At 51.8% G+C, this 26,778-nt stretch carries 26 protein-coding genes; 5 read left to right on the forward strand and 21 right to left on the reverse strand.

The window, feature by feature from the left end:
• Positions 1-7: 7 nt before the first annotated feature.
• Together DWX59_RS05475 and DWX59_RS05480 are read right to left on the reverse strand one after the other, a co-directional pair.
• A complete protein-coding gene (locus tag DWX59_RS05475; RefSeq protein ID WP_117556798.1) occupies positions 8-952 on the reverse strand; it encodes a cupin domain-containing protein in 945 nt (314 codons plus the stop codon).
• Positions 953-966: 14 nt separating this feature from the next.
• Positions 967-1,932: a cupin domain-containing protein gene (locus tag DWX59_RS05480; RefSeq protein ID WP_117556800.1), complete on the reverse strand. Its 966-nt coding sequence runs from the start codon at positions 1,930-1,932 to the stop codon at positions 967-969.
• A gap of 222 nt (positions 1,933-2,154) precedes the next feature.
• Between DWX59_RS05480 and DWX59_RS05485 the strand changes: the two genes are divergently transcribed.
• Positions 2,155-3,024 carry a LysR family transcriptional regulator gene (locus tag DWX59_RS05485; protein ID WP_117556802.1) on the forward strand — a complete coding sequence of 290 codons (870 nt, stop codon included), beginning with the start codon at positions 2,155-2,157 and terminating at the stop codon, positions 3,022-3,024.
• Here DWX59_RS05485 and DWX59_RS05490 read toward each other — a convergent pair.
• The 9 genes from DWX59_RS05490 to DWX59_RS05530 all read right to left on the reverse strand — a co-directional run bounded on the left by DWX59_RS05490 (position 3,009) and on the right by DWX59_RS05530 (position 11,565).
• Positions 3,009-3,860, reverse strand: a complete 852-nt coding sequence (locus DWX59_RS05490) for an alpha/beta hydrolase (RefSeq protein ID WP_227115822.1) — start codon at positions 3,858-3,860, stop codon at positions 3,009-3,011. The genes DWX59_RS05485 and DWX59_RS05490 overlap by 16 nt on opposite strands.
• Positions 3,861-3,871: 11 nt before the next feature.
• Entirely contained in the window at positions 3,872-5,287 is a 1,416-nt protein-coding gene (gene uxaC, locus DWX59_RS05495; protein WP_117556804.1) for a glucuronate isomerase, read from the reverse strand.
• Positions 5,288-5,302: 15 nt separating this feature from the next.
• Positions 5,303-6,103, reverse strand: coding sequence for an SDR family NAD(P)-dependent oxidoreductase (locus DWX59_RS05500; RefSeq protein ID WP_117556806.1), 801 nt, complete (start codon positions 6,101-6,103; stop codon positions 5,303-5,305).
• Between the two features lie 106 nt (positions 6,104-6,209).
• The gene (locus DWX59_RS05505) at positions 6,210-7,454 is read right to left on the reverse strand and encodes a UxaA family hydrolase (RefSeq protein WP_227115821.1); all 1,245 of its coding nucleotides are present in this window, start codon (positions 7,452-7,454) and stop codon (positions 6,210-6,212) included.
• Complete coding sequence (locus tag DWX59_RS05510) at positions 7,447-7,785, reverse strand: UxaA family hydrolase (protein WP_117556810.1); 339 nt, start codon at positions 7,783-7,785, stop codon at positions 7,447-7,449. Before DWX59_RS05510 ends, DWX59_RS05505 begins: the two co-directional genes overlap by 8 nt.
• Positions 7,786-7,811: 26 nt before the next feature.
• On the reverse strand, positions 7,812-8,519 hold the full coding sequence (locus tag DWX59_RS05515) for an RraA family protein (protein WP_117556812.1): 708 nt from the start codon (positions 8,517-8,519) through the stop codon (positions 7,812-7,814).
• A gap of 41 nt (positions 8,520-8,560) precedes the next feature.
• Complete coding sequence (locus tag DWX59_RS05520) at positions 8,561-9,862, reverse strand: TRAP transporter large permease (RefSeq protein ID WP_117556814.1); 1,302 nt, start codon at positions 9,860-9,862, stop codon at positions 8,561-8,563.
• On the reverse strand, positions 9,862-10,353 hold the full coding sequence (locus tag DWX59_RS05525; protein WP_117556816.1) for a TRAP transporter small permease: 492 nt from the start codon (positions 10,351-10,353) through the stop codon (positions 9,862-9,864). Before DWX59_RS05525 ends, DWX59_RS05520 begins: the two co-directional genes overlap by 1 nt.
• A 93-nt stretch (positions 10,354-10,446) precedes the next feature.
• Positions 10,447-11,565 (reverse strand): TRAP transporter substrate-binding protein, encoded by a 1,119-nt coding sequence (locus DWX59_RS05530; RefSeq protein ID WP_227115818.1) that lies wholly within the window; start codon positions 11,563-11,565, stop codon positions 10,447-10,449.
• 291 nt (positions 11,566-11,856) lie between these two features.
• Between DWX59_RS05530 and DWX59_RS05535 the strand changes: the two genes are divergently transcribed.
• Positions 11,857-12,981 (forward strand): enolase C-terminal domain-like protein, encoded by a 1,125-nt coding sequence (locus DWX59_RS05535; protein ID WP_117556818.1) that lies wholly within the window; start codon positions 11,857-11,859, stop codon positions 12,979-12,981.
• A 110-nt stretch (positions 12,982-13,091) separates the two neighbouring features.
• On the opposite strand, the gene DWX59_RS05540 is transcribed toward DWX59_RS05535, so the two are convergent.
• A complete protein-coding gene (locus DWX59_RS05540) occupies positions 13,092-14,165 on the reverse strand; it encodes a LacI family DNA-binding transcriptional regulator (RefSeq protein WP_117556820.1) in 1,074 nt (357 codons plus the stop codon).
• 117 nt (positions 14,166-14,282) lie between these two features.
• On the opposite strand from DWX59_RS05540, the gene DWX59_RS05545 reads away from it, so the two are divergent.
• A complete protein-coding gene (locus DWX59_RS05545; RefSeq protein ID WP_117556822.1) occupies positions 14,283-15,032 on the forward strand; it encodes an SDR family NAD(P)-dependent oxidoreductase in 750 nt (249 codons plus the stop codon).
• A 57-nt stretch (positions 15,033-15,089) separates the two neighbouring features.
• On the opposite strand, the gene DWX59_RS05550 is transcribed toward DWX59_RS05545, so the two are convergent.
• Both DWX59_RS05550 and DWX59_RS05555 read right to left on the reverse strand, forming a co-directional pair.
• Positions 15,090-16,085: a zf-HC2 domain-containing protein gene (locus DWX59_RS05550; RefSeq protein WP_117556824.1), complete on the reverse strand. Its 996-nt coding sequence runs from the start codon at positions 16,083-16,085 to the stop codon at positions 15,090-15,092.
• Positions 16,085-16,561: an RNA polymerase sigma factor gene (locus DWX59_RS05555; RefSeq protein ID WP_117556826.1), complete on the reverse strand. Its 477-nt coding sequence runs from the start codon at positions 16,559-16,561 to the stop codon at positions 16,085-16,087. Before DWX59_RS05555 ends, DWX59_RS05550 begins: the two co-directional genes overlap by 1 nt.
• A 214-nt stretch (positions 16,562-16,775) precedes the next feature.
• On the opposite strand from DWX59_RS05555, the gene DWX59_RS05560 reads away from it, so the two are divergent.
• Together DWX59_RS05560 and DWX59_RS05565 are read left to right on the forward strand one after the other, a co-directional pair.
• Positions 16,776-18,041 (forward strand): AAA family ATPase, encoded by a 1,266-nt coding sequence (locus DWX59_RS05560; RefSeq protein ID WP_117556828.1) that lies wholly within the window; start codon positions 16,776-16,778, stop codon positions 18,039-18,041.
• Positions 18,042-18,686, forward strand: coding sequence for a retron system putative HNH endonuclease (locus DWX59_RS05565; RefSeq protein ID WP_117556829.1), 645 nt, complete (start codon positions 18,042-18,044; stop codon positions 18,684-18,686). It begins immediately after the preceding gene.
• An 89-nt stretch (positions 18,687-18,775) separates the two neighbouring features.
• Here DWX59_RS05565 and prfA read toward each other — a convergent pair whose 3' ends face one another.
• The 7 genes from prfA to DWX59_RS05600 form a co-directional block, all read right to left on the reverse strand.
• Positions 18,776-19,852: a peptide chain release factor 1 gene (gene prfA / locus DWX59_RS05570; protein ID WP_117556831.1), complete on the reverse strand. Its 1,077-nt coding sequence runs from the start codon at positions 19,850-19,852 to the stop codon at positions 18,776-18,778.
• Positions 19,845-20,732 (reverse strand): peptide chain release factor N(5)-glutamine methyltransferase, encoded by an 888-nt coding sequence (gene prmC / locus DWX59_RS05575; protein ID WP_117556833.1) that lies wholly within the window; start codon positions 20,730-20,732, stop codon positions 19,845-19,847. Before prmC ends, prfA begins: the two co-directional genes overlap by 8 nt.
• Positions 20,686-21,744: a DUF1385 domain-containing protein gene (locus tag DWX59_RS05580; RefSeq protein ID WP_117556835.1), complete on the reverse strand. Its 1,059-nt coding sequence runs from the start codon at positions 21,742-21,744 to the stop codon at positions 20,686-20,688. Before DWX59_RS05580 ends, prmC begins: the two co-directional genes overlap by 47 nt.
• 105 nt (positions 21,745-21,849) lie before the next feature.
• The gene (rpmE, locus tag DWX59_RS05585) at positions 21,850-22,056 is read right to left on the reverse strand and encodes a 50S ribosomal protein L31 (protein ID WP_025485384.1); all 207 of its coding nucleotides are present in this window, start codon (positions 22,054-22,056) and stop codon (positions 21,850-21,852) included.
• Between the two features lie 382 nt (positions 22,057-22,438).
• A complete protein-coding gene (locus DWX59_RS05590) occupies positions 22,439-24,136 on the reverse strand; it encodes an FAD-dependent oxidoreductase (RefSeq protein ID WP_117556837.1) in 1,698 nt (565 codons plus the stop codon).
• Between the two features lie 57 nt (positions 24,137-24,193).
• A complete protein-coding gene (locus DWX59_RS05595; protein WP_117556839.1) occupies positions 24,194-25,573 on the reverse strand; it encodes a cation:dicarboxylate symporter family transporter in 1,380 nt (459 codons plus the stop codon).
• Entirely contained in the window at positions 25,574-26,767 is a 1,194-nt protein-coding gene (locus tag DWX59_RS05600; RefSeq protein WP_117556841.1) for a MalY/PatB family protein, read from the reverse strand. It abuts the gene before it with no gap.
• Between the last annotated feature and the right edge of the window lie 11 nt (positions 26,768-26,778).

Genomic DNA, 26,778 nt, shown 5'->3' on the forward strand with positions numbered 1-26,778 from the left:
ACATGTCTTAAACCCTGCTTATTTTTGTGATGCAGCTTTTGTTTTGCCGGAAAATGTCCTTTACCTCGTCCCAGTGCCCTGCCAGGTCAGGACCTGCCTCCAGCTTTTTCTCCACGATTTCTGCCAGGCGCAGTCCCAGCGCCTTTACATTGTAAGCGTGCAGGACGGTCCGGTCATCCAGTATTTTCATGGAATAGCTGGTATATGGCGGAACATGAAGGATGTCCCTGGCATTGGCAGTAAAGGTTTCCCCCAGCACGGATACCTCCACCCTGCCTTCCTTTACCACGTATAAATCCCAGTCAGGATGGGGCGCGTCCCACTCCACGCAGACGCCCTTATCCATGGCGAATTCCCATATTTCCTTTGCCCCGCCTGTCTCGTGGCGCCCCACCTTCTGGCTGCACACAATGCCGTCAAATGCAAAACAGGCAATGCCCTTTCCCTTTGGGCGGATCTGGGGCATCCCTTCCTTTTGAACCACCTCTGGCTCAGGTTCGCCAAGGCGCTTGGTATGGTGCTTCAGGCGGTACCCTGCCATGAATGCATCATCCTTAAGTTTTTCAGGATAACTCCTGTCAATGAGCTGTTTTTCCAGGATTCCCCCGTACATGTCCATGCCCAGGAACAGTTCGCGCCATATGGTCCCCTCCTCCAGGAAGCGGAAACCATGGGACATATACGGCTCGATATGGATTAAATCCCCTGCCTCAGCCACGGACCGTTTTCCGTTGATGGTAACCTCCACGCTGCCCCTGTCAATGGAAAATGTCTCATATCCCTTCGAGTGCTCATGGTAGGGCACAAAGGCATTTTCCTGATAATACACATCGCTCATCTCATTGTTCAGTGTCTCCCCCACAGGAGCAATGAACAGATAGTCCTTACAGTCCTTTTCTTCCAGTTCATGGATATAATCATCCGGTGTTATATGTATTTTATAATCGAACATACCCTTCCCATCCTTTACACAGTTATTTTGCGGATTCCGGTAACCCAGCAGTTGTTTTCGCGCAGTATCTTCTCCACATAACCCCAGTCCTTCAGGTTTTCCGGCGTACGTATCTTCTCTGCCTTCAGCCGTTCCATCACATGCATCAGACAGGACTGCACATTGTAGGCGTAAATGACCGTGCCCTCTTCCAATACGGTCAGCGTGTGCTTGTAATAAGGCGGAATATTAATCACATCCCGTTTCCCGGCCGTGAAATCATGGCCGTCCGCCTTTACATGGACCGCGCCTTCCATAACCAGGTACACATCATTGCCCGCATATGGATAGTTCCATTCAATCTGGAGGCCTTTCTCAGGAAGCAGTTCCCAGATTTCCTTCACCCCGTCCGTTTCCCAGCGGCCTACCTTCAGGTTCAGCTTCATGCCGTCTATCTCAAAGCCCGCAATGGCCCATCCCTTTGGGCGCACAGCCGGAATATCATACTTTCCGGCCGGTTCCGGCACCGGGTCCTCACGGTACAGGGTTCCAAGAAGGGTGTATCTCCTGGCCTTAAACTCCTCGTCCTCCCAATACTCCGGGCTGTAGGTGCGGATCACGTGCTTGTCCTCCACACAGTTATACATGTCCATGTCCTGGAACATTTCCCTCCAGATGGTGTTCTCCTCCAGGTAACGGTAGCCGTGGTTCACATAAGGCCGGATATGTACGATATCCCCTCTCTCGATGATGCATTTCTTCTTATTGATGCATACCTCGGCAGACCCCCCGTCAATCAGGAATGTCTCATATCCGTTCTCATGGTCGTGATACGGCACGAATGCGTCTTTGATGTACACCGTATCCCCCAGTTCGTTTATCATGCGCCTGCCCTGTGGGCGGATCAGCAGGTCGCCGTGGTTGTCGCTGTCCGGGATGGAATACAGTACATCTTCCTTGGGGTCAATGTGCATCACGCTGCGCAGGTTCTCAACACTCATTGTTGTTGCTCCTCCTCCATATGATTATTTTACCGCTTTAACTTACTAAAATAATAGGATTTAAAAAAAGGAAGGCTGCCTTGCCTCTCTGCAACTCTTCCTAAAATCCACTTTTCAGTTTATGAAATGTAGTATATACTATTTTTATGATTCTGTCTAATATATGTTTACTCATGTTTTCCATAATCTACAGGTTATGGATTCTAAAAGGAGGGTATTAACATGGAACTGCTGCAGCTCCGCTACTTCTGCGTGGTAGCGAAACACCAGAATATGACAAAGGCGGCTGCCGAACTGATGATTTCCCAGCCCGCCCTCAGCAAGACGATTGCCTCCCTGGAAAAGGAACTTGGCACGCCCCTGTTCGTAAGGCGCAACCGTTCCATTTTCCTGAACCGGGCAGGAGAGATACTGTATCAGAAAATAGACCAGAGCATCAATCTGATTGACGACACGGTCTCAGAAATCAGGGAACTGTCCAATGAACCCTTTGGCAATGTCAGGCTCCTGGTCCTGTCCGCTTCCTCTTATATGCCGGGCTTTTACATTGCCTTCCACCAGCGCTATCCCTTCATCAAGCTCCAGCTGAGCAATTACATACGCTATGAGCACATGTTCATGTATGACTGTGATTTCTGTATCACGGCGGATGCCGGTTTCACCCCGCTGGCCGGAAACTGTGTGGTCCCCATCCTGACGGAACGGTTTGTCCTGGCAGTCCAGAAGCAGCATCCACTGGCGGGCCGCGGGTCCATCCACCTAAAGGAAGCCGCCCCCTATCCCTTTGTGGCCTCCAACCGCAGGGAGGACCTGGAATTCTATTGCCTGAAGGCAGGATTCCGCCCAAATATCATTGCGGAATGCGACAATGGGACCACCTATGAGGCCTTCCTGAGGGGCGGCGTGGGGATATCCGTGGTACCGGAGATAACCCTGGGGTCCGTACTTCCCGAGGATATTGTATGCATCCCACTCACCTATCCTGTCATAGAGCGCACCATCAGCCTGACCTATGACTCCAGGCGCCGCATGTCCAATGCAGGGCAGCTGTTTTTACAGTTCTGTATGGAGTATTTTCAGGCCGGGTCATGAGGGTTTGGGAAAACCAGGTCCAGCCATTGCACGCACTGTTCAAACCAGCCTGCCACATGGGCGTCCGCGTACCGGTGTTTTTCCGGCTCCTCCACCTCCATGGTGGCCAGGGACAGCCCGTGTTCCCCGTAGGGATAGATATGCATCTCAAAGGGGACGCCCTTTGCAGCCAGGCTTTCGGCAAAGCACAGGGAATTCTGGACCGCGACCGTGGAATCCCCGGCGGTGTGCCATATGAAAGCGGGCGGTGTCTGCGCATCTACGTGCGCTTCCAGACCATAATATCCCGGCCCCGCCAAATTCCCTTCTGCTGCTGCAGGATCCGGCCCCGCAAGCATTTCCATACTCTCCCTGTGGGCGTATTTCCCTGCCGTGATGACCGGGTATCCCAGAATCAGCCCATCCGGGCGGATTACAGAACGGTCTTCCCCGGCAAAAAGGCATTCATCGTTCCAGTGCACACCAAGGCTGGCAGCCACATGGCCTCCTGCGGAAAAACCACAGAGGATAACGGGGCGGCCGGGGCTGGCAGCGCGCACCCTGCGCACGGCCCCGGCCGCCTGGCAAAGAGGCGCCGTTCCAAGGGTCTCGCCGTGGACCGATACCGTGTAGTACAGGATCCATGGTTTCCACCCCTGTGCGGCAAATGCCTTTGCCACGGGAAGGGCCTCCCTTGGGGAGTGCCACCGGTACGCTCCCCCCGGGCAGATAATCACATTTCCCTTGATGCATTCCGAACCATATTCCGGACCAGTATCGCTGCCATCCAGAGTTACCTCTGCCAGACGGGCCGGGGGCTTCAATCCTGCCTCTGTTATGTCAATTGTCTGCCTCATCCCATCCACCTCTATCCTTCATTTACATGAAAGCCAAAGAATTCATTCACATTGTTGAAGCACACATCCTCAATCACCTGTTTTAAGGCTGCCTCGCCGGAGAAATATTCCCCTCTGTCCACCAGCTCCCCAAGATAATTGCACAGTACCCGTCTGTAAAGTTCGTGGCGTGGATAGGATATGAAGCTTCTGCTGTCCGTCAGCATGCCCACGGACAGGCTGACCGGATACAGGTTGGCGCACGCCTCAAACTGGCGCTTGATGCCAAATGCCTGGTCATTGAACCACCAAGGCGCGCCTAACTGCACCTTTCCCTTCACGGTGCCGTCGCAGAAGCCGGCTGCAAGCACGGCCCATGTCTCAATCTTCATGCCGTCAAGGGGGTACAGGATGGTCTTAGGCAGTTCCCCGGCTATGGTCAGCCGGTTCAGCAATTCACCCACGCTGGTCACGGAGCACTGGTCGTCCGTACAGTCAAACCCGGTGGAATGTCCTGTCCGTCTGACCCCGTCCCTGTTCGCATCCAGATAGGTACCGATATGGAGCTGCATCACATAGTTGTTCCGGCTGTACCTGCGCCCCATCTCATAGAGGAACGCGCTCTGGTACTGGTCCACCTCATGGGCCGATACAGGTTCATTCTTCCTTGCCTTTTCAAATATCCCGGCAATCTCCCCATCCGTATAATCAGCCCATGTAAAATGCGGTACCCCATCGTCGCTGACCGTTGTTCCGGTTGTTTCCCGGAAGAACTTAAGCCTTGCTTCCAGGGCATCCAGCATGGTTTCGAAGGAATCAATCCCTATACCGGACACCTTCTGGAGCTGGTCCAGATAATCAGAAAATCCATCCTGTTCAATGAACATGGCCTTGTCCGGACGGAAGGCAGTGATGACCCTTGTAAACATTTTCTCCTTCTGAAGGGCAATGTGGCAGTGCAGGTCATCCACCGGGTCCTCGGTGGTGCTCACCAGCCTGACATTGGAGTGCTCCATGCACCAGCGCCTGGTCATGTGGCGCTTCACAATCAATTCCTTTGTCCTCTGGTAGATTTCCTCTGCATTGTCCGCTGTCAGGGGCTCATCGATGTCAAAATACCGCTTCAGCTCCAGGGCGCACCAGATATACACGGGATTTCCAATCATCATTGGGAATACGGAGGCAAAGGCAAGGTATTTGTCATGGTAATCTGCCTCTCCCGTGATGTATTTCTCATCAATCCCAAAGGTACGCATGGCGCGCCATTTGTAATGGTCCCCCCGCAGCCACATTTCCCCCAGATCCTCAAATTCTTTGTCTTCGCATATCTCAGAGGTCATGAGATGGCAGTGATAATCTATGATTGGCAGGTTCTCTGCATATTCGTGATACAGCCTGCTCCCTGTTTTGCTCGTGAGGAACAGCTCCTCGTCAAATCTTGTATTCATTTTCATATCCTCCGGTTAAAATCCAATCAGGGCGCCGCCGTCCACAGGGATGCAGCTTCCGCTTATGTAGCGGGCGGCATCGCTGCAAAGGAATGCCGCGCACATGCCCACGTCCATGGGGTCGCCCACGGTCTTGGCAGGAATCCTCCCCATGATCTTGGCCAGACGGGGCGGATCGTTATCCACGGCCTGATGGAACATGGGAGTGTCAATCCAGCCGGGCGCAATGGCGTTCACTGTCACGCCGAACTCGGCAAGTTCGGCTGTCAGGGTGTGGATCATGCCCAGGAAACCAGCCTTGGAAGTAGAATATCCCGCCACCTGGGGCTGTCCGATGTAGCTGGTCATGCTGGCCTGGTAGATGATCCTTCCTCTTTTCTGTCCCTTCATGTAAGGAACCACTGCCTTTGTCATGGCAAATGAGCCTACCAGATGGACCTCCAGGACCCGTTTATAATCCTCCACCGTCATGTCCCAGATGAATTTCTTGCAATGGTTTCCTGCATTGTTGACCAGGATGTCCACACGCCCCTGCTCTTGCACAATCCGGTCCACCAGTTCCTGGGCACGGCCTGTATCCGTGATGTCAAACTGATAGAATACCGTTCTATCCCCAAATCCTTCCAGCGCCTCTGCCGCCTGTTCCGGTGATTCAAAGCTCACAACGCACACCTTGGCCCCGGCGCTTACAAGGCACCTGGTAATGGCAAGTCCCAGGCCCGTGGAACCGCCTGTGACCACGGCCACCTGGCCGGAAAGGTCGTACCAGTCTGTTATTTTAAAATCCTTCATTTCATTTTCAGTAAATGCAGCCATTTTCTCTCTCCTGTCTCATAAGGCATGTCTGCCAACGGTTCCCGTCCAGACATGCCTGTTTATATACTTATATAAATCCTTCACATATCCGCTTATGCGTCCATACCTATACAGACCCTTCACATGCCCGTTTATACGCAACCTCTTTTTCCTGATACTTGTAAGGGATATAAAATTCCTTATGTCCCAGGACCTCGCTCTTCGTGGGTGTGCCTCCGGCTGTTCCAGCCACATATGCAGCCAGGTCAAGGGCCATCTCCTTCTGGCTCATCCCTCCATACAGGATAGGGCTTGCATCGAAGTCCATGTCCTCCTCCATGCGGCTGAATGTCTCATGGTTTCCCGTAATCTTGATACAGGGCGCAACCGCGCTTCCCACCACATTGCCCCTGCCTGTTACCAGGAACACGATGTGGGCGCCGCAGCTGATCAGGTCCATAAGGCCCTCATTGTCATTGGGGTTGGTGATTCCAAACTGCATGAAGTGGGGGTCCGGCGTGGAATCCAGCAGCCACAGGCCGCCGTGCTTCGGTGGGACCGAAACCTTCAGCACGCCTTCAATGGGTCGGGAACCGCTTTTAATCACAGCTCCCATGCTCTTTTCCTCAATGGTGGACAGGCCTCCGGCAAAGTTCCCGGGGCTGACCGAATACTGGCGCACGGATTTGCAGTAATCCAGGGCCTTGTCGTAGGTATAGCGCAGTTCCCTTGCAGCCTCCGGGTTTGCCGCCCTGCCCACCAAAAGCCCGTCCAGTCCGATGGCCTCCACAATCTCCTCAAATATGGCGCAGCCGCCCAGGTCCACCAGACGGTCAAAGAAACGCCCAACCACGACATTGCCCGCCAGGCCGCTGGTATAATCGCTGCCTCCGCACTCCGCGCCGATGACCAGGTCTTTGAACCCCATCCTTACCCGCGGGGTGTGCTTAAGCCGCTCCAGGGCTTCCCCGACCCAGGCCGTTCCTTTTGTGACCGCTGGTTTCGTCCCGCCCTCCTGCTGTATGAACATCCAGGAAGCTTCCTTGCCCTCTTTGACCGCCACGTCCGCCAGCCACTGGGGCTGTATGTATTCACAGCCCAGTCCCACGGTCAGCACGGCGCCCACATTGGGATGCTTTATAAGGCTAATCAGCAGGTCCACCGCATACTGGTTGTCGGTACACCCGTCAAAGCCCACCAGCTCCACATCCGGATGCCCGGACTCCTCCACAATCCTCCTGGCCACGAACTCCGAGCATTTGACCGTATAGATGACCAGCACCCGGTTACGTATCCCGGGCGCCCCGTGCTTTCTCCCATAGCCCTGCCATGACCACTCCGTCAGTTCCATTCTCTTTTCCTCACTACTCATATTTAGTATCCTTTGGCGCACCGGTCCGGACGTCCAGGTGGCTGGACCGTTCGTCATAGATGCTCTGCATCACGTGGAGATGGACCCAGCTTCCCTTAGGTATGTCCGCCGTGGCACGCCCAATCACAACGCCGTATTTTATAATATGCCCGCCTGCCCCTATATCCTTAAGGGCAATCTTATGTCCGGCAGGAATATCCGCTGCCGCCTTGATGGATCCCTCACCGCAGTCTCCGGTCAGTCCGGCCTCCTGCCCCGCCTTAATCCCGGCCAGGGCAGTGGCCACATTATCCCCAAGGTCAATCTGAAACGCCTTAATCTCTTTTTCCATATAAAACCTATGCCCCCGGATTTCCTTTACAGTATTCCAAATTCCGCAAATGCGTCGGTAGCCGACATGCCGCCCTCGATGGCCCGGCGCACGGTCTTCTCTCCAGCCGCCTTAATGAGGGCCTTTTCAATCACCTCGTCCTTGACCTCAGCCGGAATAATCAGGACGCCGTCAATGTCGCCGAATACAAGGTCGCCGTCATGGATGGTCACCTGGCCGATCTCGATGGTGCAGCGGTAATCGCATACATAGGTGCGGACCGAGGAATCCTGCGCCCAGCACTGTGTACAGAATACAGGGAAATTCTGCTCCAGCACCTGGGGCGTATCCCTGCTGTAGCCATCCAGCACAGCGCCCACTGCCCCTCTTGCCTTGGCAGTCGCTGTCAGCAGTTCTCCCCACAGAGCGCTGTGATGGGCGCCAGTGGCAATGTAGATGTCACCCTGCCTTAACTGGTCCAGGGCCTCGGTCAGATAGCCAAAGGGTTTTTTAGGACTGTCAAATACATCGTTTTCCAGGACCGTACACGCATACCCGGCCAGCTTCAGACGGTTGTCCGGCTGGCTGCGGTCAATGAACGCGTCCGCCGGCACCAGGGCCTCCAGGGGCCGGATGGCGGCCGGAAGGAACTGGTGCTTATATCCCATCTGGTCCAGGATATCACCCACCACGGGGGTGTAGAGTTTTTCTTTCATCAGATCAAATAATTCTTTGTCATCATTCCATTGTGCCATGATATATTCCTCCATTCGAAACCTTATACTTAACCGTTATATTAAATCGCCATATTAGGGAGCCACATAAAGCTCTGCGGGAAGTAAGTAAGAATGATCAGCGCAATGCCCATTACAATGTAAAATGGAATCATTGATTTTGCCAGCTTCTCAATCTTAATACCCGAGATGGCGCTTCCGATAAACAGGGTGGAGCCCACCGGAGGCGTCAGGAGGCCGATACCAAGGTTCAGCACCATTACCACGCCCAGGTGGATGGGTGATAACCCAAGGGACATCCAGATTGGAAGGATGACCGGTGTCAGCATCAGGATCAGGCAGGCCATCTCAATCATGCAGCCCAGAAGCAGCATCAGGATGTTCAGCATGATGAGGATTAAAATCTTATTGTCCGTCAGGCCGAATAAGGCTTCGGATACAATGGACGGCACCTTAAGGTAGGTCAGAAGGTATGTAAACGCGCCTGATACGCCAAGAAGAATCAGCACCTTCCCAAGTGTCATGGTAACGTTGTTGAAAATATGGGGTATATCCTTAAAGCCGAACCCTTTGTAAATAAACAGGCCCACCACCAGGGACCACACCACTGCGCAGGCAGCTGATTCCGTTGTGGTAAACACGCCCGTGATAACGCCCACCACCACGAACAGGACGGAGAGCATGCCCCAGACAGCCCTGCTGAACGCCCGCAGACAGGCCCTCAGGTCAAACCTTCCCGTTACAGGATAGTTCATTTTAACAGACACATAGTAAGAATATACCATCAATACAACGGACAGCACCGCGCCGGGAACATAACCTGCCAGAAACAGCTGGCCGATGGAAACGCTTGTGACGCCGGACGCTGCCAGGGTAAAGATGACCATGTTCTGGCTGGGAGGCACCAGGATGCCTTCCACGGAGCTTGCCATGGTAAGACAGGTGGCAAAATCCCTGTCATATCCCTGGTCCTCCATCATCTTAATCTCAATGGGACCCAGGGACGCGCAGTCAGCCGAGGAGGAGCCGGAGATGCCTCCGAAGAAAAAGGAGGCAACCACATTGACCATGGCAGCGCCGCCCCTGAACCAGCCTACCAGTTCCTTCGAAAAATCAATCAGGGTATCCGTTATCCCGCCCGCGCTCATAAGTTCTCCCATCAGGATGAAGAAGGGGACTGCCAGCAGCGTATAGGAGTTCAGGTTCCCCACAAACTTAAGGGCCATCTGCATGGGATTGATGCCCAGGTAAAAGAAATCAGCCAGGGAGGCGATACCGATGGCGTATACAATGGGCACCCTCAGGAATACCAGGACAAGGAACAGACCTATTAATAACAATGTTGCAGCAACTGTTGTACTCATCACTCACCAATCCTCCTTGTCCACTGTGTAATCAATGCCAGAATATACAGGACCCCTGTCACCGGCAGGGACAGGTACATCCACGCATAGGGAATATTGACGCCTGCCATGGTATTGGTCCTGGCCTGCTGCATCAGCTGTCTGCCGTACACAAACATGAACACGGCAAAGGCAAAGATGCATGCGGTTGCAAGCAGGTCCGTCACAAGAAGGGCGCCCTTTCCCATCTTCTCATCAAACATGGTCACTTTCAGATGTTCATCCGTGCGGAGCACCAGGGAAGAACCAAGGATGCTCATCCAGGTCAGCAGGAACAGGGACATGGGTTCCCCCCACATCGGGGATTTATGTATGAAATACCGTCCCACAAAAATATAAAACACGATTGCCACCAGGGCGCCCAGCATAAGGACGCAGATATGTTTTACAATTCCGAATACAACCCGGTCCACTGACTCCCATAATTTTTTGAATTTTTTCAGTTCGTTCATAAATTTTCCTTTTCTTTCAAAGAAAAGGGTGCTGCCGGGATTATCCGCAGCACCCTTTTACAGTTATTCACGCACCGTCAGGATCATCTCTGATTAATACTCTGCATTCCTAATCTTTTCAATGATTGCCTGTGAATCTGCATCATAGGAAGAGTAAACGCTCTCACATGCTTCTGACCACTTGTCCAGGTCGGCAACCTCCAGCTTTGTGACGCCTTTTTCCTCAAAGCTGTCAAAGGTGGCCTGGATTTTCTCCTGGTTGTACTCATAACAGGTCCTGCCTGCTGCCTCGGCCGCTTCCTTCATCCAGCCCTGCTGCTCTTCTGTCATGGAGTTCCATCTGTCCTTGTTCATCAGGATCACGCCGCAGCCAAAGGTATGTGCATCCGGAATGAAATAAGGCGCAACCTCGTTATAGGAATTAGCCATGTAGTTAATCACGTCATTCTCTGCCCCGTCAACAACCCCTGACTGTAAAGAAGTGTAAAGCTCGGAGTATGCAATGGGTGTTGCGGATGCCTTTAATGCCGTCATGGTATTTACCATCAGGTCTGTCTCCGGAACCCTCATCTTTAAGCCGTTCATCATATCCAGTGAGAACTCAGAAGGGCTGCCTAACTTCTTATATGTATTTTCCGTGATGAACATGTGTCTCGGTCCCTCTGTGAGCCAGCCCAGGGCCACATAACCGCAGTCCGCCTCGTCAACAGATGCCAGTAATTCCTGGCCCAGGCTGCTGACCGCCATCTCCTGGAACTGATCCATGTCCTTAAACAGGAAAGGAAGTCCGCTCAGGCTAATCTTATCCGCGCCGTAATTAGAAAGGGAGGACGCATTTCCCCTGAATATGTCAAGGGTGCCCATCTGGATTCCCTGCATGCTCTCTTTTTCATTGCCAAGCGTGCCATTGAGATAAAGCTCAACCGTAATCTGTCCGCCGGACAGTTCCTCAATTTTTTTGGCAAACTCCTTTGCTCCCACGGTGGCGCCGTAGTCCTCGCCGTTTACCTCGCTCCATGTAAGCTTGATGCTGTCGCCGCTTGCCGCCGCTGCAGGCGCTCCTGTCTCTTCCTTCTTAGCATCCCCTGCTTCTTTTGCCGCCTCTGTCCCAGCCGCAGCTGTGGTATCTGTCTTTCCTGAACCGGAACCGCATGCTGCCAGCGACATTGCGGTGAAAGCTGCCATGGTAATTGCAAATAAAGTTTTTTTCATGTTCTGTACCCTCCTAAAATTTACAAAAACGTTTTTGTTATTGCGTATAGTATTTTCATGATTTAGCATACCACCATTAAAATACTTTGTCAATCCGCAGGAGGTTTTAGTTTGTTTAGTTGATATTTTAGTAAAAATAGCACAAAATATCCGGATTTTTTTCACCATAATCACAGTTCGAAACTAAACTTTATTCCTTCCTTTACTTTCCCTCCCCTTGTTGCTATAATTTTCTAAAACGTTTTTTTAGTCATTTATGCGTTAAATATCCATATTGGAGGTAATATTTGTATGATTATTACAAGATTTGAGAGTTGGTGGGTAGAAAGAGGAAAATGCCTCTTTGACGAACGGCGCCAGGGCGGTGCAAAGATGGGCTGGGATGTGATTGTCATCAAGCTTACCACCGACACGGGCGTGGAAGGGATTGCCACCTGCATGGCGGCGAGAAGCGGGGCGGTCAGCGAATCCTATCTGCAGGAAAGCATTGCCCCTGTTGTATTAGGAAGGGACCCCCATGACAGGGAAGCCATCTTCCAGGAACTCTGGGTCATTGACCGGCACGAAGCATTTTTCCCTGTATTCCTGCCCGGTCCCGTGGATGTGGCACTGTGGGATATCTGCGCCAAGGAAGCCGGGCTTCCCTTATATAAGTACATCGGCGCTTACCGCAGCAGCCTGCCTGTATATGCCAGCAGTAATTTCTTAAGTTCCGTCCAGGACTATGTGGACGAGGCCCTCTATTACAAGAGCAGGGGAATCAAGGGCTACAAGGCCCATCCCGCCGGACCCGCGGAGTTTGACATGAAAGTCCACGCAGCCGTCAGGGAAGCGGTGGGCGAAGATTTCGTGCTGATGACCGACCCCGTGGGAGACTATACCCTGGACGAGGCCATACGGGTAGGGCGGCAGCTTGAAAAGCTGGATTATAAATGGTTCGAGGAGCCGTTCCGCGACTTTGAGCTTTACAAATACACGGAACTCTGCCGCACCCTGGATATTCCCATCGCCGCAACAGAAACCACACGCGGCTGTCACTGGGGCGTGGCCCAGGTCATTGCGCAAAGGGCTGCCGATATTGTCCGGGCCGACGTAAGCTGGAAGGACGGCATCACCGGAACATTGAAAATCGCACATATGGCCGAAGGTTTTGGCCTGAACTGTGAAATCCATACAACTACCATGAACTATATGGATATGGCCAACCTTCACGTCAGCTGTGCGATTAAGAACTGCGGATATTTTGAATATTTCGTGCCGGAGGACAATTACCGCTTCCCCATGAAGGGCGACCTTCCCATTGATGGAAACGGCATCATCCACGTGCCGGACAAGCCGGGCGTAGGGGCTGAGCTTGACTGGGAACTGATCCAGTCCGCCTGCCATAATTATATCTGCCAGGAGTATGGGAAATAGAAGGGATATGAGGGGGAGGTTTTAGGGAACCTGGGCGCAGACCGCGGCAGTATCCTGTGGCAGCAGCTGGCCGCAGGCAACATGCAAAAGCGGCCGGCGGCCGCCAGTATTCACAGAAACATATAGCGGTACTGCTCATGCTCATACATCACAAGGTTGCTCTTAAGCACCACTTCGCTTCCCACGAATACCTTTTTCTGCTCCGGCACCTTGCCGCTGATCAGGTATTCAGCCAGGGTGCGTATGCCCACATATCCCTGGGCATAGGGGTTTTTCTGGATAACATTGTTAAGCACGGAGCGCCTGAGCCGTTTTGCCGTGACATCCGGCAGGTCGGAGCCCACCGCATATACCTTTCCAGCCTTTTTGCTCTCCTCCAGGGCCTGCCCCAGCATGACCGTGCCCTGGGAATATACGCTGCAGCACGCCGCCACATCCGGCCGCGTAAGTTTGTTGAAAATATTAAGATAATTCTGCCGGTTAATGGAGTAGGAATAATCCTTGTACACCAGATTGGGGCAGCGGTTTTCAGCAAGATAATCATCAAAACCCTTTACTATAAGGGAGTGGGCATCCCATTTAGGATTGCCCGCACAGAGGAAAATGCTTCCGAATTCCGGAATCCGGTCAATAATCAGCTCCGCCATGGTCCGGCCTATGACATCATATTCAGGCTGGATACAGCAAAGGCTGTCGCAGAGCTTGTTCTCCGAATTAATGCTCACCACGGATATATCCCTGTCATGTATGTCCTGCCAGTCCTGGGCCGCAGAAAACCCGTCCACATGCCCCACGGTGAGGATGCCGTCAATCCTGCGCTCCATGACAAGCTGTTTCAGCTTTGCAAATACTTCGTTCTTATCAGACTCATAGTAAGGCAGCTCAATGCATTCAACATTGGCGTTGAGCTTGGACAGATAGTCATGGACCCCTCTCCACATGGGCTGGTAATAATATTTATTATCCCCTGCATCGCTGGGAAGCAGGATTGCAATCCGCTGGGTGCTGCGTTTCAGACTGGAGGCAAGGGTATTGGGCTGGTATCCCATCTCCTCGGCTGTCCTGCGGATTTTTTCCCGGGTTTCATCGCTTACCCCCGCTTTTCCACTGAGGGCAAAATGCACTGAACTGATGGAAACGCCGGCCTTGGCCGCCACATCCCTGATTGTCACTTTTGTATTCACGGCGCCGCACCTTTCAAAGAAAAAGTATCGCCTAGGGCCTGTTTGAAAATTCATGCCCTAAAACAATCACTGTTATTATACAACAAATATGGATTTATTTACAAGGAGGAACAAAAAATGTCAGATTTACAGAATAAAGCGGGTATTGTCACAGGAGGAAGCAGCGGCATCGGATTTCAGATTGCCAACGTGCTGGCCGGTGACGGTGCCACGGTCTACTCCATCAGCCGTACAGGAGCGCCCAAGGAAGGCATGGGCGAAAGCGCGTCCGGAGTCATCCACCTGAAAGGCGATATCAGCGATATGTCCGCCATGAAAGCATTGGTAGATGAGATTGCAGCAAAGAACGGCGGCTGTCTGGATTTTCTTGTGAACAACGCCGGGGCCACCTTTAAGTGCCGGGCCGAATCCTTCCCCATGGACCAGTTTGACCGCATTATGGATGTGAACGTAAAATATGTGTTTGGCATGAGCCAGCTCTGTTACCCTTATCTGAAGCAATCGGCGGGAAGAGGCCGCATCATCAACATCACAAGCATGAGCGCCCACCTTGGCTTTTCCGAGGTCATCCCCTACTGTGCCAGCAAGGGAGCCGTATTATCCATGACCAGAGGCCTGGCCGTGGAGTGGGCCCAGGACAATATATGTGTCAACAGCATTGCCCCGGGCTGGTTCCAGAGCAAGATGCTGGAACAGGTGGCCGACCCTGCCAGGGAACAGAAAATCCTCAGCCGCATGCCCCTTCATTCCTACGGCGATACCAGGGACCTGGGCGCCCTTGCCAGCTTCCTCTGCGGCTCTGGCGCCAGCTATATGACCGGCCAGGATTTTGCGGTTGACGGCGGGGCGCTGGCTTTTGGATACTGACGGAACGCCGGCCGGTCCGGCCCCTTTTTTACACTATCCGTTTTTGGCCTTACCCTTTTACCTGCCGCTGATTTCCAGCAAATCCAGAAGCGCCTGCACGCCCTCCGGGCTGTCTGCAAAGGACTTGACAGGGGCGCCCACATATTCGGAGCACTCCGCCTCTGTCATCCTGCCGCTTCGCTGAACCGGACCCTCCTCCAGTTCCACCGTATAATTCCATTCCACTTCCCCCAGGTTTCCCGTAAGCGCAATCAGCATACAGGCATATCCCTTCATCCTCTCCTCAAACACAGCGGAATTAGATGTGCTGTCCTCAAACTCCAAAGTCCAGCCATAGGGCTCTTTGGAGGTCTGTAGCTCGTTCTTAAAATTGCCAAGGGACCTTGATATGCCCACAAGCCCGGCCAGCCTTCCATTGGCAGACGCGTCCCCGATATACGGATTCTTTGCCTTATACAGCTCATTGGCCTGCCTGCTTACCACCTCCCCATTGCTTTTAACGGTCATGCCCCTGATGTCCAGCCGTGTCCCCTCCGGGGGAAGGCCCACCTCCAGGTTGAAGGTGCCGCTGCGGTTCCAGGGCGACGGAAGGCATGCATAGATGACCATTTCCTCTGTCCCGTCAGCCTTCCTGACAATTTTATACCTGCTAAAAACAGAGGCCGAATCATAAAACGTTCCTCCCACCCTCACCTGGCCGTCATTAATGTCCGTATAGGTTATCATATAGGAGTCCGAGGGATATCCGATCATGAACAGCTTTATGGATAAGGCCAGCACCATTGCAAGGAACACGGCGCACGCGCCCAGGACCACGTTCCTCAGGTTTCTCCGTTTCACCTTTTTCAGATAATCAATCTCCCCTGCTTTGGCACTGCCCCCAGCGTCTTTCCCGCCTTCCACCTCCTGCTTCATACGCTTATACAGGTCCCTGCACTCCCCGCACCCTTCAAGATGCGCCTCAATCTCGCGCCCTGTTTCCTCTGACGTAAGGCCCTCCACATACAAAGGCATCAGGTCTTTTATGATATCACACGGTATTTTCCTGCTCATTATTTCTCTGCCTCCTTCACCACCCGCTCTTTTGCGCGGTAATAGGTCACCCTTGCCCAGTTCTCACTTTTCTCCATGATCTCGCCAATCTGCCCAAATGTCAGGTTGCCCACCAGCCTGAGATACATCACTTCCCGCATGGGATTCTCCAGATTGTGTATCAGCCTCAGGATCTGTATGCTGTCCCAGGAACGGAACAGCTGGGTTTCGGCGGAGTCCACAGGGATTTCCCCTGCCTCCTCCAGCGTCACATGGTTCTTCCGGCTGCGCGCATGCTCATACCACAGATTCTTCGCTATGCCGCACAACCAGGTGGAGACGCTGCTTTTCCCTTTATATTTGCCAATATTCTTCACTGCCCGGTAAAATGTTTCCTGGGTCAGTTCCTCCGCCAGATCCGGGTCCTGTGTCCGGGTCAAGAGAAAACCATATACCATTTTTCCGTGCTTTAAATAGATTTCTTCCATGGAATCCATATATGCATTTCCTCCTTATGTTAATTGGTGATGAAAAAGGGCGGAACGTTACAGGGAAATTTTAATATTCTTATCACTTCTTTAATTCCTTGTCAATATAAATGGAGAAAAGTCGAAGGAAAATTTGGAAATCAATCGAAAGGCAGGCAATCTTATGGTAAAATACTTATAAACACGTATCAAAAGACATAAATGCTAAAAATGGAGGTCTGAAATGATCATATCAGATGTTACAATAAAAAATTTTAAAGGCATTGAAGAAATAAAGATAGATTTCAAACCTGGATTTAATTTAATAAAAGGAATTAACGGCAAGGGTAAGACCTCTATCCTGGAAGCAATCGCTGTCGGACTTGGAGGATTTGTTGCCGGGCTTGAGGGCGTTGCCACCAGACATTTCTCAACCGATGAAATCCGCACCGTATATTCAAAAATAGGCGATGGTTCCTATGGAAAAAAACACATGGTGCCTGTAGAGGTCACCATGAGGGCCAGGCTGGATGGGGAAATGTTCGAGTGGACCAGAGGCCGGACCAGTATTAAAGCATCCAGAAGCACCATCCAGCCCCGCAATATCTGCAGGAAGGCAGAAAACATGGCAGAAGACAGTGAATCCACGCTGCCAGTCCTTGCTTATTTAGGAGCGGGCAGGGTATGGTCCCAAAAACGGGAAAAGCCGGAGAATGTCTTCAGGAAACAGTATTTCAGGACAGTGGGATATACAGATTCACTTTTGGAAGCATCTAATATAAAGCTTTTACTTAACTGGTGCGTAAGGATGGAACAGGTGGCCTGGCAGAAGGAAGCAAGGATTGCCGAATATGAAGCAGCAAAAAAGGCAGTCGCGGACTTTATGGATAACATGGAAGCCAATACGGGACACTGCGTATTTTATGATAAACAGAATGAGGAATTATTATACCAAAAGGATGGGCAGATACTTCCTGTCATGCAGCTGAGTGCTGGTTATCAGTCCCTTATCTGGATGGTTTTTGACATCGCATACCGCATGGCCATATTAAACCCTATGAAAAAGGAGAAAATCACAGATACTTGCGGTGTTGTCCTGATTGATGAGATTGATATGCATTTACATCCAAAGTGGCAGTGGAATGTAATTGAAGCATTAAGGAATGTTTTTCCTAATGTACAGTTCATTGCTGCCACGCATTCACCTGTCCTCTTTGCATCCGCAAAAAACATCTGGCTGATAGATGTGGACGGAACAGAACCTGTTTACGGATATTCCCACTATGGAATCGATGTCAATACTTCCATGTCAGTCTTTCAAGGAACAAAAGAAATTCCGGAAAATGTCCAGCAACAGGTTGATGCATTTTATAACGCCATGGACTCTGAAAAATATGAGGAAGCAAAAAACATATTAGAACGGTTAGAAACAACCACCGCCCCAACGCATCCATTATTAGTAGAGCTTAGGACAAGATACGATTTTGAGACCATTAATTGGGAGGAATAAATGATATACATCAAGAAAGGCAATGAACCGGATTCCCTGACCAAGTATCGGAAGAAAAAATTTGCTTATTATGACGGGTACAAAGACAAGGATGATATCCGCAAAAACTTACTGGAAGAGCAAGGATATCTATGTGCCTACTGTATGAGGAGAATAGATAAGAAGAGGATGAAAATTGAACATTGGTATCCGGAGGAGCATCTAACTGACATTGAATGTCTGAATTATCAGAATATGCTAGGCGTATGCCTTGGACACATAAATGGGACAAAAGGTTCTGATGATACATGTGATACACATAAAGGCAGTGAATTTATCAAAATCAATCCTCTGGACCAATCCACGCTGCGGCATATTAACTACAGTTCCGCCACAGGCGCTATATTTTCCCAAGATACGGATATCGAAAAAGATATCAATGTGACCTTAAACCTTAATTCAAAGCCTCATATGCTGAAGGAGAATAGGAAGAAGAAGTTAAATGCCTGTATCCTGGAAATGAGCAGATTGCAAAAAAACGGTATTTGGAACCGGAAAATGCTCGAAAAAATGTATGCGGTATATGAGGATTTTGATTCCGAGGGCAAAAGGATGGAGTATGCCGGAATTGTTTTGTGGTACTTAAAAAAACGCTTAAAATATTAAAAAATGACTGCCCTTGAGGAATATCGCACCTTGCGGGCAGTCATTATCATATACCATCAGCATTCAGCCCCCGCGGTAATCCGGCAGGACTATATTGCTTCATTCATCTTAGCCAGCTTCGCCGCCTGGTCCGCTGCAATCAGGTTATCCAGCAGTTCCTGTATATCCCCGTTCATAATGGAATCAATCTTATATAAAGTCAGCTTAATCCTGTGGTCCGTCACACGGCCCTGGGGGAAATTATAGGTGCGGATCTTCTCAGAACGGTCGCCGGTGCCAATCTGGCTGCGGCGTTCCTCTGCCTCGGAACTCTGACGCTTCTCCAGTTCAATGTCGTACAGCTTGGAACGCAGCAGGCGGAAGGCCTTTTCCTTGTTCTGGAGCTGTGACTTCTCTGTCTGGCTGTATATCACGATTCCGGTAGGCATATGGGTCAGGCGTACCGCGGAATCCGTGGTATTGACGCACTGGCCGCCGTTGCCGGACGCACGCATCACGTCAATACGGATGTCGTTCATATCAATCTGTACATCCACTTCCTCCGCCTCGGGCATGACGGCAACCGTTGCAGTGGAGGTATGGATGCGGCCTCCGGATTCTGTCTCGGGAACCCGCTGCACGCGGTGTACCCCACTCTCATATTTAAGCTTGGAGTACGCCCCCTTACCGGTAACCATTGCCACCACTTCCTTGAAGCCGCCGATTCCGTTCTCATTCAGGCTGATGATCTCAACCTTCCACCTGTGGCTGTCCGCATAGTTGGAATACATGCGGTACAGCTCTGCTGCGAACAGGGCCGCCTCATCGCCGCCCGCGCCTGCCCGGATTTCCAGGATGATGTTCTTGTCGTCATTGGGGTCCTTGGGAAGCAGGAGGATTTTCAGTTCATGCTCCAGTTCCTCGATACGCTTCTTGGCATCAGACAGCTCTTCCTTAGCCATCTCGCGCATCTCCTCATCGTTTTCCTCCTCAAGAAGGGCCAGGCTGTCCTCCACGTCCTGCTTGGCCTGCTTATACTGCTTATAAGCCTCCACAATGGGCGCCAGGTCTGCCTGCTCCTTCATCAGCCGGGTAAACCGTTTGGTATCCTGGGTCACAGCCGGGTCACCCAGCATCAGCATCAATTCCTCATAATGGATTAACATATCATCTAATCTGTCAAACATAATTCTCTCCTGTCTCCTTCCAACCTGCACGCACCACCCGGTCCAGCCCGGCCATATCCTTCATTACTTCCACCTGCACATATCCATGCGCCTCAAACATCTGCCTTACCGGCAGTCCCTGGTCAAATCCAATCTCCATATACACGCAGCCCCCGGGGGCAAGATGCTTTCTGCATCCTTGTGCCAATATCCGGTAAAACGCAAGCCCGTCAGCCCTTCCGTCCAGGGCCATCCTGGGCTCGTAGTCCCTCACCTCAGGTTCCAGGCCTTCTATGTCATGACTGGGTATATAGGGCGGATTGGAAACAATGATGTCATATCTGCGGTCAGGTTCCAGGCGCTCAAACATGTCGCTTTCAATCAGGTTGAAATCCCCCTCATGCTCCTTCAGAAGACGCTGCGCGTTGCGGGCAGCAACCATCAGGGCTTCCCTTGACACGTCAAGGGCCGTCACATCCCGGAAACCACCCATAAGGGCCAGGCTGATTGCAATGCAGCCAGATCCGGTGCACACGTCCAACAGCGCTGCGTCCTTTCCCTTCTGCTCCTGCAATACCAGCTCCACCAGTGTCTCCGTGTCCTGCCTTGGTATCAGCACATGTTCATTTACATAAAACTCAAATCCCATGAACTCCTGGACGCCTGTCAGGTGCTGGAGGGGTATCCGCTCTGCCCTTCGGTCAATCATCTCCTCATATTTCCTGCACTTTAAGAAAGTCTCCTCATCCTCAGGAAGCGTCTTATCCTTTATTGCCAGGAAGGAGGCCAGGCTTTCGCCAAATGCCTCCAGCAGAAGGTACCTTGCATCCAGACCCGCGTCCGGCACGCTGCTCCTATTCAGTTTCTCCGTTCCCTGCCATAGCAGCTGCTGCATGGTCATGTCCTGCCGCTCCTTTGCGTTCCTTTTTATCATAGGCCCTGCCTGTACCGTCATCCTGTCTTGGGGCGCTGTTTTCCTTCCATCCCGGAAACGCCTCATCCAGATAGCTCCTCCAGTCAAACACGGTTTCAACCGCTGCAATCGCAACCTCAATCATGCTGTCATCCGGTTCCGTGGTGGTCAGTCCCTGCATCCACATGCCGGGACGGCTTAAGATATTCACCAGCTTGGAATCGTGTCTGCCCGCAAAGCGCAGGAACTCATAGGACACGCCTGCAATCACCGGTATCAGCACGATACGGCTGACAATCCTAAGCCAGATCGTATCCACGCGGATTACCATGAAAAACAGGATGCTGATGACCATTACAATCATGATGAAGCTGGTGCCGCAGCGTTTATGCTCCTTGGAGCTGGCCCTTACATTGTCCACGGTCAGCTCCAGCCCGTGCTCAATGCAGTTGATGCACTTGTGTTCCGAACCGTGGTACATGAAGGTCCTCTTTATGTCCTCCATCCTGGATACCAGCTTGATATACCCAATGAAAATAACAATCCTGATCACGCCTTCCAGGATGGCCATCACTGTCTCTGAGGGGATGAAGCTTTTGCAGAAGCGGGCAATGAGCAGCGGCAGCACCATGAATATACCGATGGCCATGACAAAGGAAAATATCATGACCACACTCATGAGCACGCTCTCCAGCTTTTCCCCAAATACCTTGTCCAGCCACGCCTCGAACCGGCCGGGCTGGGCCTCCTCATCATCCTCAAAAAAACTGCAGGACCAGGTCAGGGCCCTCATGCCCACAACCATGGAATCTATAAAACTGAAAATACCCCTGATAAACGGAAGCCCAAGAAACTTATGCTTCCTGGTGATGCTTACGTAGGTATCCTTTTTCACCTCAATATCCCCGTCCGGCTTGCGGACCGCTATGGCGTAATCATTGCCGTTCATCATCATGATGCCTTCAATTACGGCCTGACCGCCAATTCCTGAATATTTCATCCTTTCTTACCTTTCTTAGCTGGATGCCGCGGTACGGGCGCCGCGGCACATAAACCAGAAAGGGCTGAGCCTGATGCCAAGCCCAACCCTCATCTTTTTTGCCTATTAGTTAGCATTCATGCCATACTTACGATTGAACTTATCAATACGTCCACGGGCCTGAGCAGCCTTCTGCTGGCCGGTATAGAATGAATGGCACTTGGAACAGATTTCCACGTGGATGTCTTTCTTTGTTGATCCTGTTACGAACTCATTACCACAGTTGCACACAACCTTTGCCTGGTAATAATTTGGATGGATTCCTTCTCTCATTTCTTTCACCTCTCTGATAATATTTGCGGTTTCCGACCGCGGCCTGTATGCCAATCTGCCTCTGTACATTACAGGCAGCCGGCTCCCGCCGTCACCAGAACGCACAGATATCAGCACTGTTCAAGTTATACGCACCCTCACCGTAAGGTCCTGACTCACGCAGATGCTAAAACTGCCGTCAATCCAGACAGCTTACACAGTATAGCATAAATTGTCCGGGATTGCAAGTGGTTTTTCAGCCTGTCCAAATAATCTCCCAACAACCTTCCCATGGGCTGTCTGAACGGTTACAATTGGCCGGACCCGGCCTCAGATATCTGAAAATCGGACGGCACCGCCCTCTTACAGGCATGCCGTCCGATGAAACCTTTACAGTATTGATTTACATAAAATTATATTCCGTTACAATCTTCTCACGGCCGGTTGTCACATCTGTGAAATATTCAAAATAACTGATTCCCAGGAACGAACCGGAAATGTTGATGATATTGTCAAAACCGCGGCCCTTTAAGGCCATGATGGCATTATAGCTTCTCTGGCTGGTCCTGCAGTGCAGGTATACCGGTCTGTCCTTGGGTATCTCCGCCGTGCGCTGGCGCAGCTCGCCCAATGGGATATTGATTGCGCCTATGAGATGGCCTGCCTCGAACTCATCCCTGCCCCTTACATCAATGATGCAGGCCTGATTCTCCACCAATCCACGCACCTCATTGACATGAACCTGTTTAAATACGCCATGAAGCACATTCAGCCCCACCAGGGCAGCCAGGTTCACCACGTCCCTGGCAGTTCCAAACACAGGCGAATAACACAGTTCCAGGTCCTTTAAGTCCTCCAGGGTGCCGTTCATGGCTATAATGGCAGCAACCACGTCAATCCTCTTGTCCACATTGCCTTTCCCAATGGCCTGGGCTCCCAGAATCCGGCCGGTGGGCACTTCAAATACAAGCTTAAAATGCATGGGCGCGCTTCCCGGCATCAGTCCCACCTTATCCATGGACATGGTATACACAGAGTCACAGGGAATATTGGCTGCCCTGGCCGCCCTTTCGTTAAGCCCCGTGGCAGCGGCGTTCCGTTCAAACAGCCTTACCGCGCAGGAGCCGATGACCCCCCTGTTCCTGCCCGGTATGCCGTACATGGCGTCAGCAGCAGTCCTTGCCTGGCGCAGGGCCGGACCGGCCAGAGGAAGCTTCGCCGGCCTGCGGGTCAGCTGGTTATATACCTCGACGGCATCCCCCACCGCGTAGATATGCGGGTCGCTTGTGCGGTAATCAGCCGAAACCTTGATTGCCCCGGTTTCCCCCAGCTCAAGCCCTGCCTGCCTTGCAAGCCCCGTCTCAGGCAGCACGCCGATGGAGAGCACTACCGCGTCGCAGGGCAGTTCCTTTCCCGAGTTCAGGACAACCTTATCCCCGGCAATGGCCTTAACGCCATCCCCCACAGCCAGTTCCACACCCTGGTCATAAAGTTCCTTTTGCAGGATCTGGGCCATATCATAATCAAACGGCGTCATGATCTGGTCCGCGGCTTCTGCCACAGCCACATGTTTCCCGGCTGTCTTCAGGTTTTCAGCCACCTCAAGCCCGATGAAACCTCCGCCAATCACAACCACGTTGCGGATTTCCTCCCTGGACACGTACTGGTCCAGCTTTGCGATGTCATTCACATTGCGCACCGTAAATACGTGGGGAAGAGATACTCCCTCGATTGATTTAGGGCGGATTGGATACGATCCAGGCGAAAGGACCAGTTCATCATAAGCCTCTTCGTATTCCCGGCCGGACACGCTGTCCCTGACCTGGACCACCTGGCGCTCCCGGTCAATGCCATACACCTCATTGTTGACCCTTACCTCAATATCATAGGACGTCTTAAATCCCTCCGGCGTCATAAGCACAAGCCAGTCCTTATCTTCCACGGTCCTGCTTAAATAATAGGGAAGGGAGCAGTTCGAGAATGATACATGCTCTCCCCGTTCAAATATGGTGATTGATGCATCCGCATCCAGGCGCCTTACCCTGGCTGCCGCGGAAGCACCGCCGGCAACCCCTCCTACAACGAGTACACGTTTTCCCATGTCCACACATCCTTTACCGTCTATTTTCTGCTCTCAGCCTGTTTTCCCGGCTTATTATTATGCTTTCGCTGCAGGCTTCTTATCCAGGTTCCTGGATTTATCATTATATGCATCCATATCTATGTTCTTGGTCATCTTGGCGGATACCAGGGCCGTCACCATGCCGTCGCTTACATTCAGGGCTGTCCTTGCCATATCGATGACCGGCTCAATACCAACCAACAGCCCTGCGAGTCCAACCGGAAGCCCAAGCGCGGATAATACCGTGATTCCTGCAAAGGTTGCACCGCCGCCCACGCCGGCAATACCGATGGAGGCAAAGGTGATGACAATTACCATCAGGATGAAGAAAGACGGCGTGATAGGCTGTCCCACAGCGGGCGCAACCATCACTACCAGCATGGCCGGATAGATTGCGGCGCATCCGTTCTGTCCGATGGAGGTGCTTAAGGAACCTGCCAGGTTGGAAACGCCGTTGTCCACTCCCATCTCATCGGTTAAGGTGCGGATGGTCAGAGGAAGGGTACCTGCACTGGTACGGGAGGTAAATGCAAATACCAGCGTGGTCATGGCCTTCTTAAAATATACAAACGGGCTGAGTCCTGCAAAGGCCAGTATCAGTCCGTGAATGACGAACATGATGATGATGGCCGTATAGGATGCAAGCACAAAGGTCACAAGCCGCAGTATGCTGGTATAATCACTTCCCGCAATGGTCTTGGTCATCAATGAGAAGATGCCGAATGGGGTCAGCATGATGATCATCATGACCACTTCCACCACAAGGGTATTAAGCGAGTTCATGATTTTACCGAAGAACTCCGCCTGTTCCGGGGCATAGGTCCGCACCCCGATGACGCCAATCCCAAGGAATGCAGCAAACAACACCACGGAAAGGGTTGCGTTGCTTCCCTGTCCGGTCAGGGCATAGATTGGGTTGGACGGAATGATATCAATGATGGTATTCTCAATGGAAAGTCCCTCCTGGGCCTTTTCCTCCAGCTGGGCAGTTTTCTGCGTCTCTGCCTCGCCGATTTCCAGTCCCTCTGCGCTGACGCCGAAGGTCTGGGCCGTAACGCCGCCCACCACAGCCGCCACTGCTGCTGTTGACAGAAGGATTACCAGCACAAGGGCCGTGATCTTGCCCAGGTTCTTGCCTGACTTCTGGTTAATGATGGCACACACGATGGATACAAAAATCAGCGGGATGACCATCATCTTCAAAAGCTTGGTATACGCGGTTCCCACCAGGCTGATCCAGCGCAGGCTCTCGGAAACAGCTGCATCGTCAGCCACTGTCTTTAAGATTGCGCCAAAGATAATACCGCCAAACAGGCCGGCCACAACACGTACATTAAAAGATTTCCCTTTTTTTCCTAAATAAAACAAAAATCCCAGATAAGCCACAAAGCAGATTACACTAATCGTAACAGCCATTTATTCCCCCAACCTTTCTTTGATGTTATTGATGATGCTTGCGACTGCAGTTTTAATATTCTTTGTATCCGTGGCAAGGTTAATGCGGATGTATCCCTGGGCCATGACGCTGAACCACTCGCCCACGTCACAGGCCAGCCTGCACTTATCCTGGATGAACCTGGCGGTCTCATCCCCCGGCACATAGCTTCTAAGGTCAATCCATGACAGATAGGTGCCCTCAAGGGGGGTAACAATGATCTCAGGCAGCTCCCTGGCAAATTCCTGCTTCATATAATCGTAATTGTGACGGATCAGGGCCTTCACATCCTGAAGCCACTCCTCCCCGCCCCTAAAGGCAGCGCCCATGCCGGTAATGCCCATCAGGTTCACCTCCGGGGAACCAATGCCCTTAATATAGGCATCATACTTCTCCATCAGCTTCCCATCAAAAATAATGACATGGGAGTGGATGAGTCCGGCCAGGTTAAAGGTCTTGGAACCGGAGTTCAGGGTAATCAGGATATCCTTGTATCCGCCGTCCTTCACACAGGCAGAAGATACAAATGGCTTCCCTTCGTATGTAAAGTCCTGATGGATCTCATCCGAAACAACCAGCACGCCATGCTTGCGGCAGATGGAGAACATGGTATCCAGTTCTTCCTCAGACCATACGCGGCTTACCGGGTTATGGGGTGAACACAGGATGAACATCTCTACCTTGTTGTCAATGATTTCCTTCTCAAACTTCTCAAAATCCAGGCTGTAATATCCATGGTCGTTGTCAAGCTCACAGGTCACAAGCTTCCTGCCTGTATTTAAAATAGCGTCATAGAATGGATAATACACAGGCGGGCAGATGATTACGGACGCCTCCTCCTTGGTATACGCCCTTACTGCCGCGTACAGGGAGCCCACAACCCCGGTGGCGAACCGGACATTCTCCCTGGCAAGTTCCACGCCATGATGCTTCTTCTGCCATGCAAAGAAAGAATCAAAGTACTCATCCTCCACCTTTCCATAGCCAAAAACACCGTGCTTCACACGCTCTGTCAGCGCCTCCCTGACAACAGACGGGGACTGTATCTCCATATCAGCCACCCAAAGCGGAAGCAGGTCCCCATCCCCAAAAATCTCCTGGAGTGAATCCCACTTCAGTGTGCCGGTACCCCGGCGTTCCACACAATTCTCCCTACAGAACTTCTCAAAGTCCATCTTCCATACCA

The sequence above is a fragment of the Enterocloster aldenensis genome, from assembly GCF_003434055.1.
GTDB lineage: Bacteria > Bacillota > Clostridia > Lachnospirales > Lachnospiraceae > Enterocloster > Enterocloster aldenensis.

Excerpts from the sequence above, each read along its gene's own strand:
- DWX59_RS05600 (WP_117556841.1), bottom strand. The coding sequence starts at position 26,767 with ATGGACTTTGAGAAGTTCTGTAGGGAGAATTGTGTGGAACGCCGGGGT.
- rpmE (WP_025485384.1), bottom strand. The coding sequence starts at position 22,056 with ATGAGAGAAGGAATCCATCCAAATTATTACCAGGCAAAGGTTGTGTGC.
- DWX59_RS05510 (WP_117556810.1), bottom strand. The coding sequence starts at position 7,785 with ATGGAAAAAGAGATTAAGGCGTTTCAGATTGACCTTGGGGATAATGTG.
- DWX59_RS05475 (WP_117556798.1), bottom strand. The coding sequence starts at position 952 with ATGTTCGATTATAAAATACATATAACACCGGATGATTATATCCATGAA.
- DWX59_RS05550 (WP_117556824.1), bottom strand. The coding sequence starts at position 16,085 with ATGAGCAGGAAAATACCGTGTGATATCATAAAAGACCTGATGCCTTTG.
- DWX59_RS05565 (WP_117556829.1), top strand. The coding sequence starts at position 18,042 with ATGATATACATCAAGAAAGGCAATGAACCGGATTCCCTGACCAAGTAT.
- uxaC (WP_117556804.1), bottom strand. The coding sequence starts at position 5,287 with ATGAATACAAGATTTGACGAGGAGCTGTTCCTCACGAGCAAAACAGGG.
- prfA (WP_117556831.1), bottom strand. The coding sequence starts at position 19,852 with ATGTTTGACAGATTAGATGATATGTTAATCCATTATGAGGAATTGATG.
- DWX59_RS05590 (WP_117556837.1), bottom strand. The coding sequence starts at position 24,136 with ATGGGAAAACGTGTACTCGTTGTAGGAGGGGTTGCCGGCGGTGCTTCC.
- DWX59_RS05555 (WP_117556826.1), bottom strand. The coding sequence starts at position 16,561 with ATGGATTCCATGGAAGAAATCTATTTAAAGCACGGAAAAATGGTATAT.
- DWX59_RS05505 (WP_227115821.1), bottom strand. The coding sequence starts at position 7,454 with ATGAGTAGTGAGGAAAAGAGAATGGAACTGACGGAGTGGTCATGGCAG.
- prmC (WP_117556833.1), bottom strand. The coding sequence starts at position 20,732 with ATGACCATGCAGCAGCTGCTATGGCAGGGAACGGAGAAACTGAATAGG.
- DWX59_RS05525 (WP_117556816.1), bottom strand. The coding sequence starts at position 10,353 with ATGAACGAACTGAAAAAATTCAAAAAATTATGGGAGTCAGTGGACCGG.
- DWX59_RS05545 (WP_117556822.1), top strand. The coding sequence starts at position 14,283 with ATGTCAGATTTACAGAATAAAGCGGGTATTGTCACAGGAGGAAGCAGC.
- DWX59_RS05515 (WP_117556812.1), bottom strand. The coding sequence starts at position 8,519 with ATGGCACAATGGAATGATGACAAAGAATTATTTGATCTGATGAAAGAA.
- DWX59_RS05490 (WP_227115822.1), bottom strand. The coding sequence starts at position 3,860 with ATGAGGCAGACAATTGACATAACAGAGGCAGGATTGAAGCCCCCGGCC.
- DWX59_RS05500 (WP_117556806.1), bottom strand. The coding sequence starts at position 6,103 with ATGGCTGCATTTACTGAAAATGAAATGAAGGATTTTAAAATAACAGAC.
- DWX59_RS05595 (WP_117556839.1), bottom strand. The coding sequence starts at position 25,573 with ATGGCTGTTACGATTAGTGTAATCTGCTTTGTGGCTTATCTGGGATTT.
- DWX59_RS05580 (WP_117556835.1), bottom strand. The coding sequence starts at position 21,744 with ATGAAATATTCAGGAATTGGCGGTCAGGCCGTAATTGAAGGCATCATG.
- DWX59_RS05530 (WP_227115818.1), bottom strand. The coding sequence starts at position 11,565 with ATGAAAAAAACTTTATTTGCAATTACCATGGCAGCTTTCACCGCAATG.
- DWX59_RS05485 (WP_117556802.1), top strand. The coding sequence starts at position 2,155 with ATGGAACTGCTGCAGCTCCGCTACTTCTGCGTGGTAGCGAAACACCAG.
- DWX59_RS05535 (WP_117556818.1), top strand. The coding sequence starts at position 11,857 with ATGATTATTACAAGATTTGAGAGTTGGTGGGTAGAAAGAGGAAAATGC.
- DWX59_RS05480 (WP_117556800.1), bottom strand. The coding sequence starts at position 1,932 with ATGAGTGTTGAGAACCTGCGCAGCGTGATGCACATTGACCCCAAGGAA.
- DWX59_RS05520 (WP_117556814.1), bottom strand. The coding sequence starts at position 9,862 with ATGAGTACAACAGTTGCTGCAACATTGTTATTAATAGGTCTGTTCCTT.
- DWX59_RS05560 (WP_117556828.1), top strand. The coding sequence starts at position 16,776 with ATGATCATATCAGATGTTACAATAAAAAATTTTAAAGGCATTGAAGAA.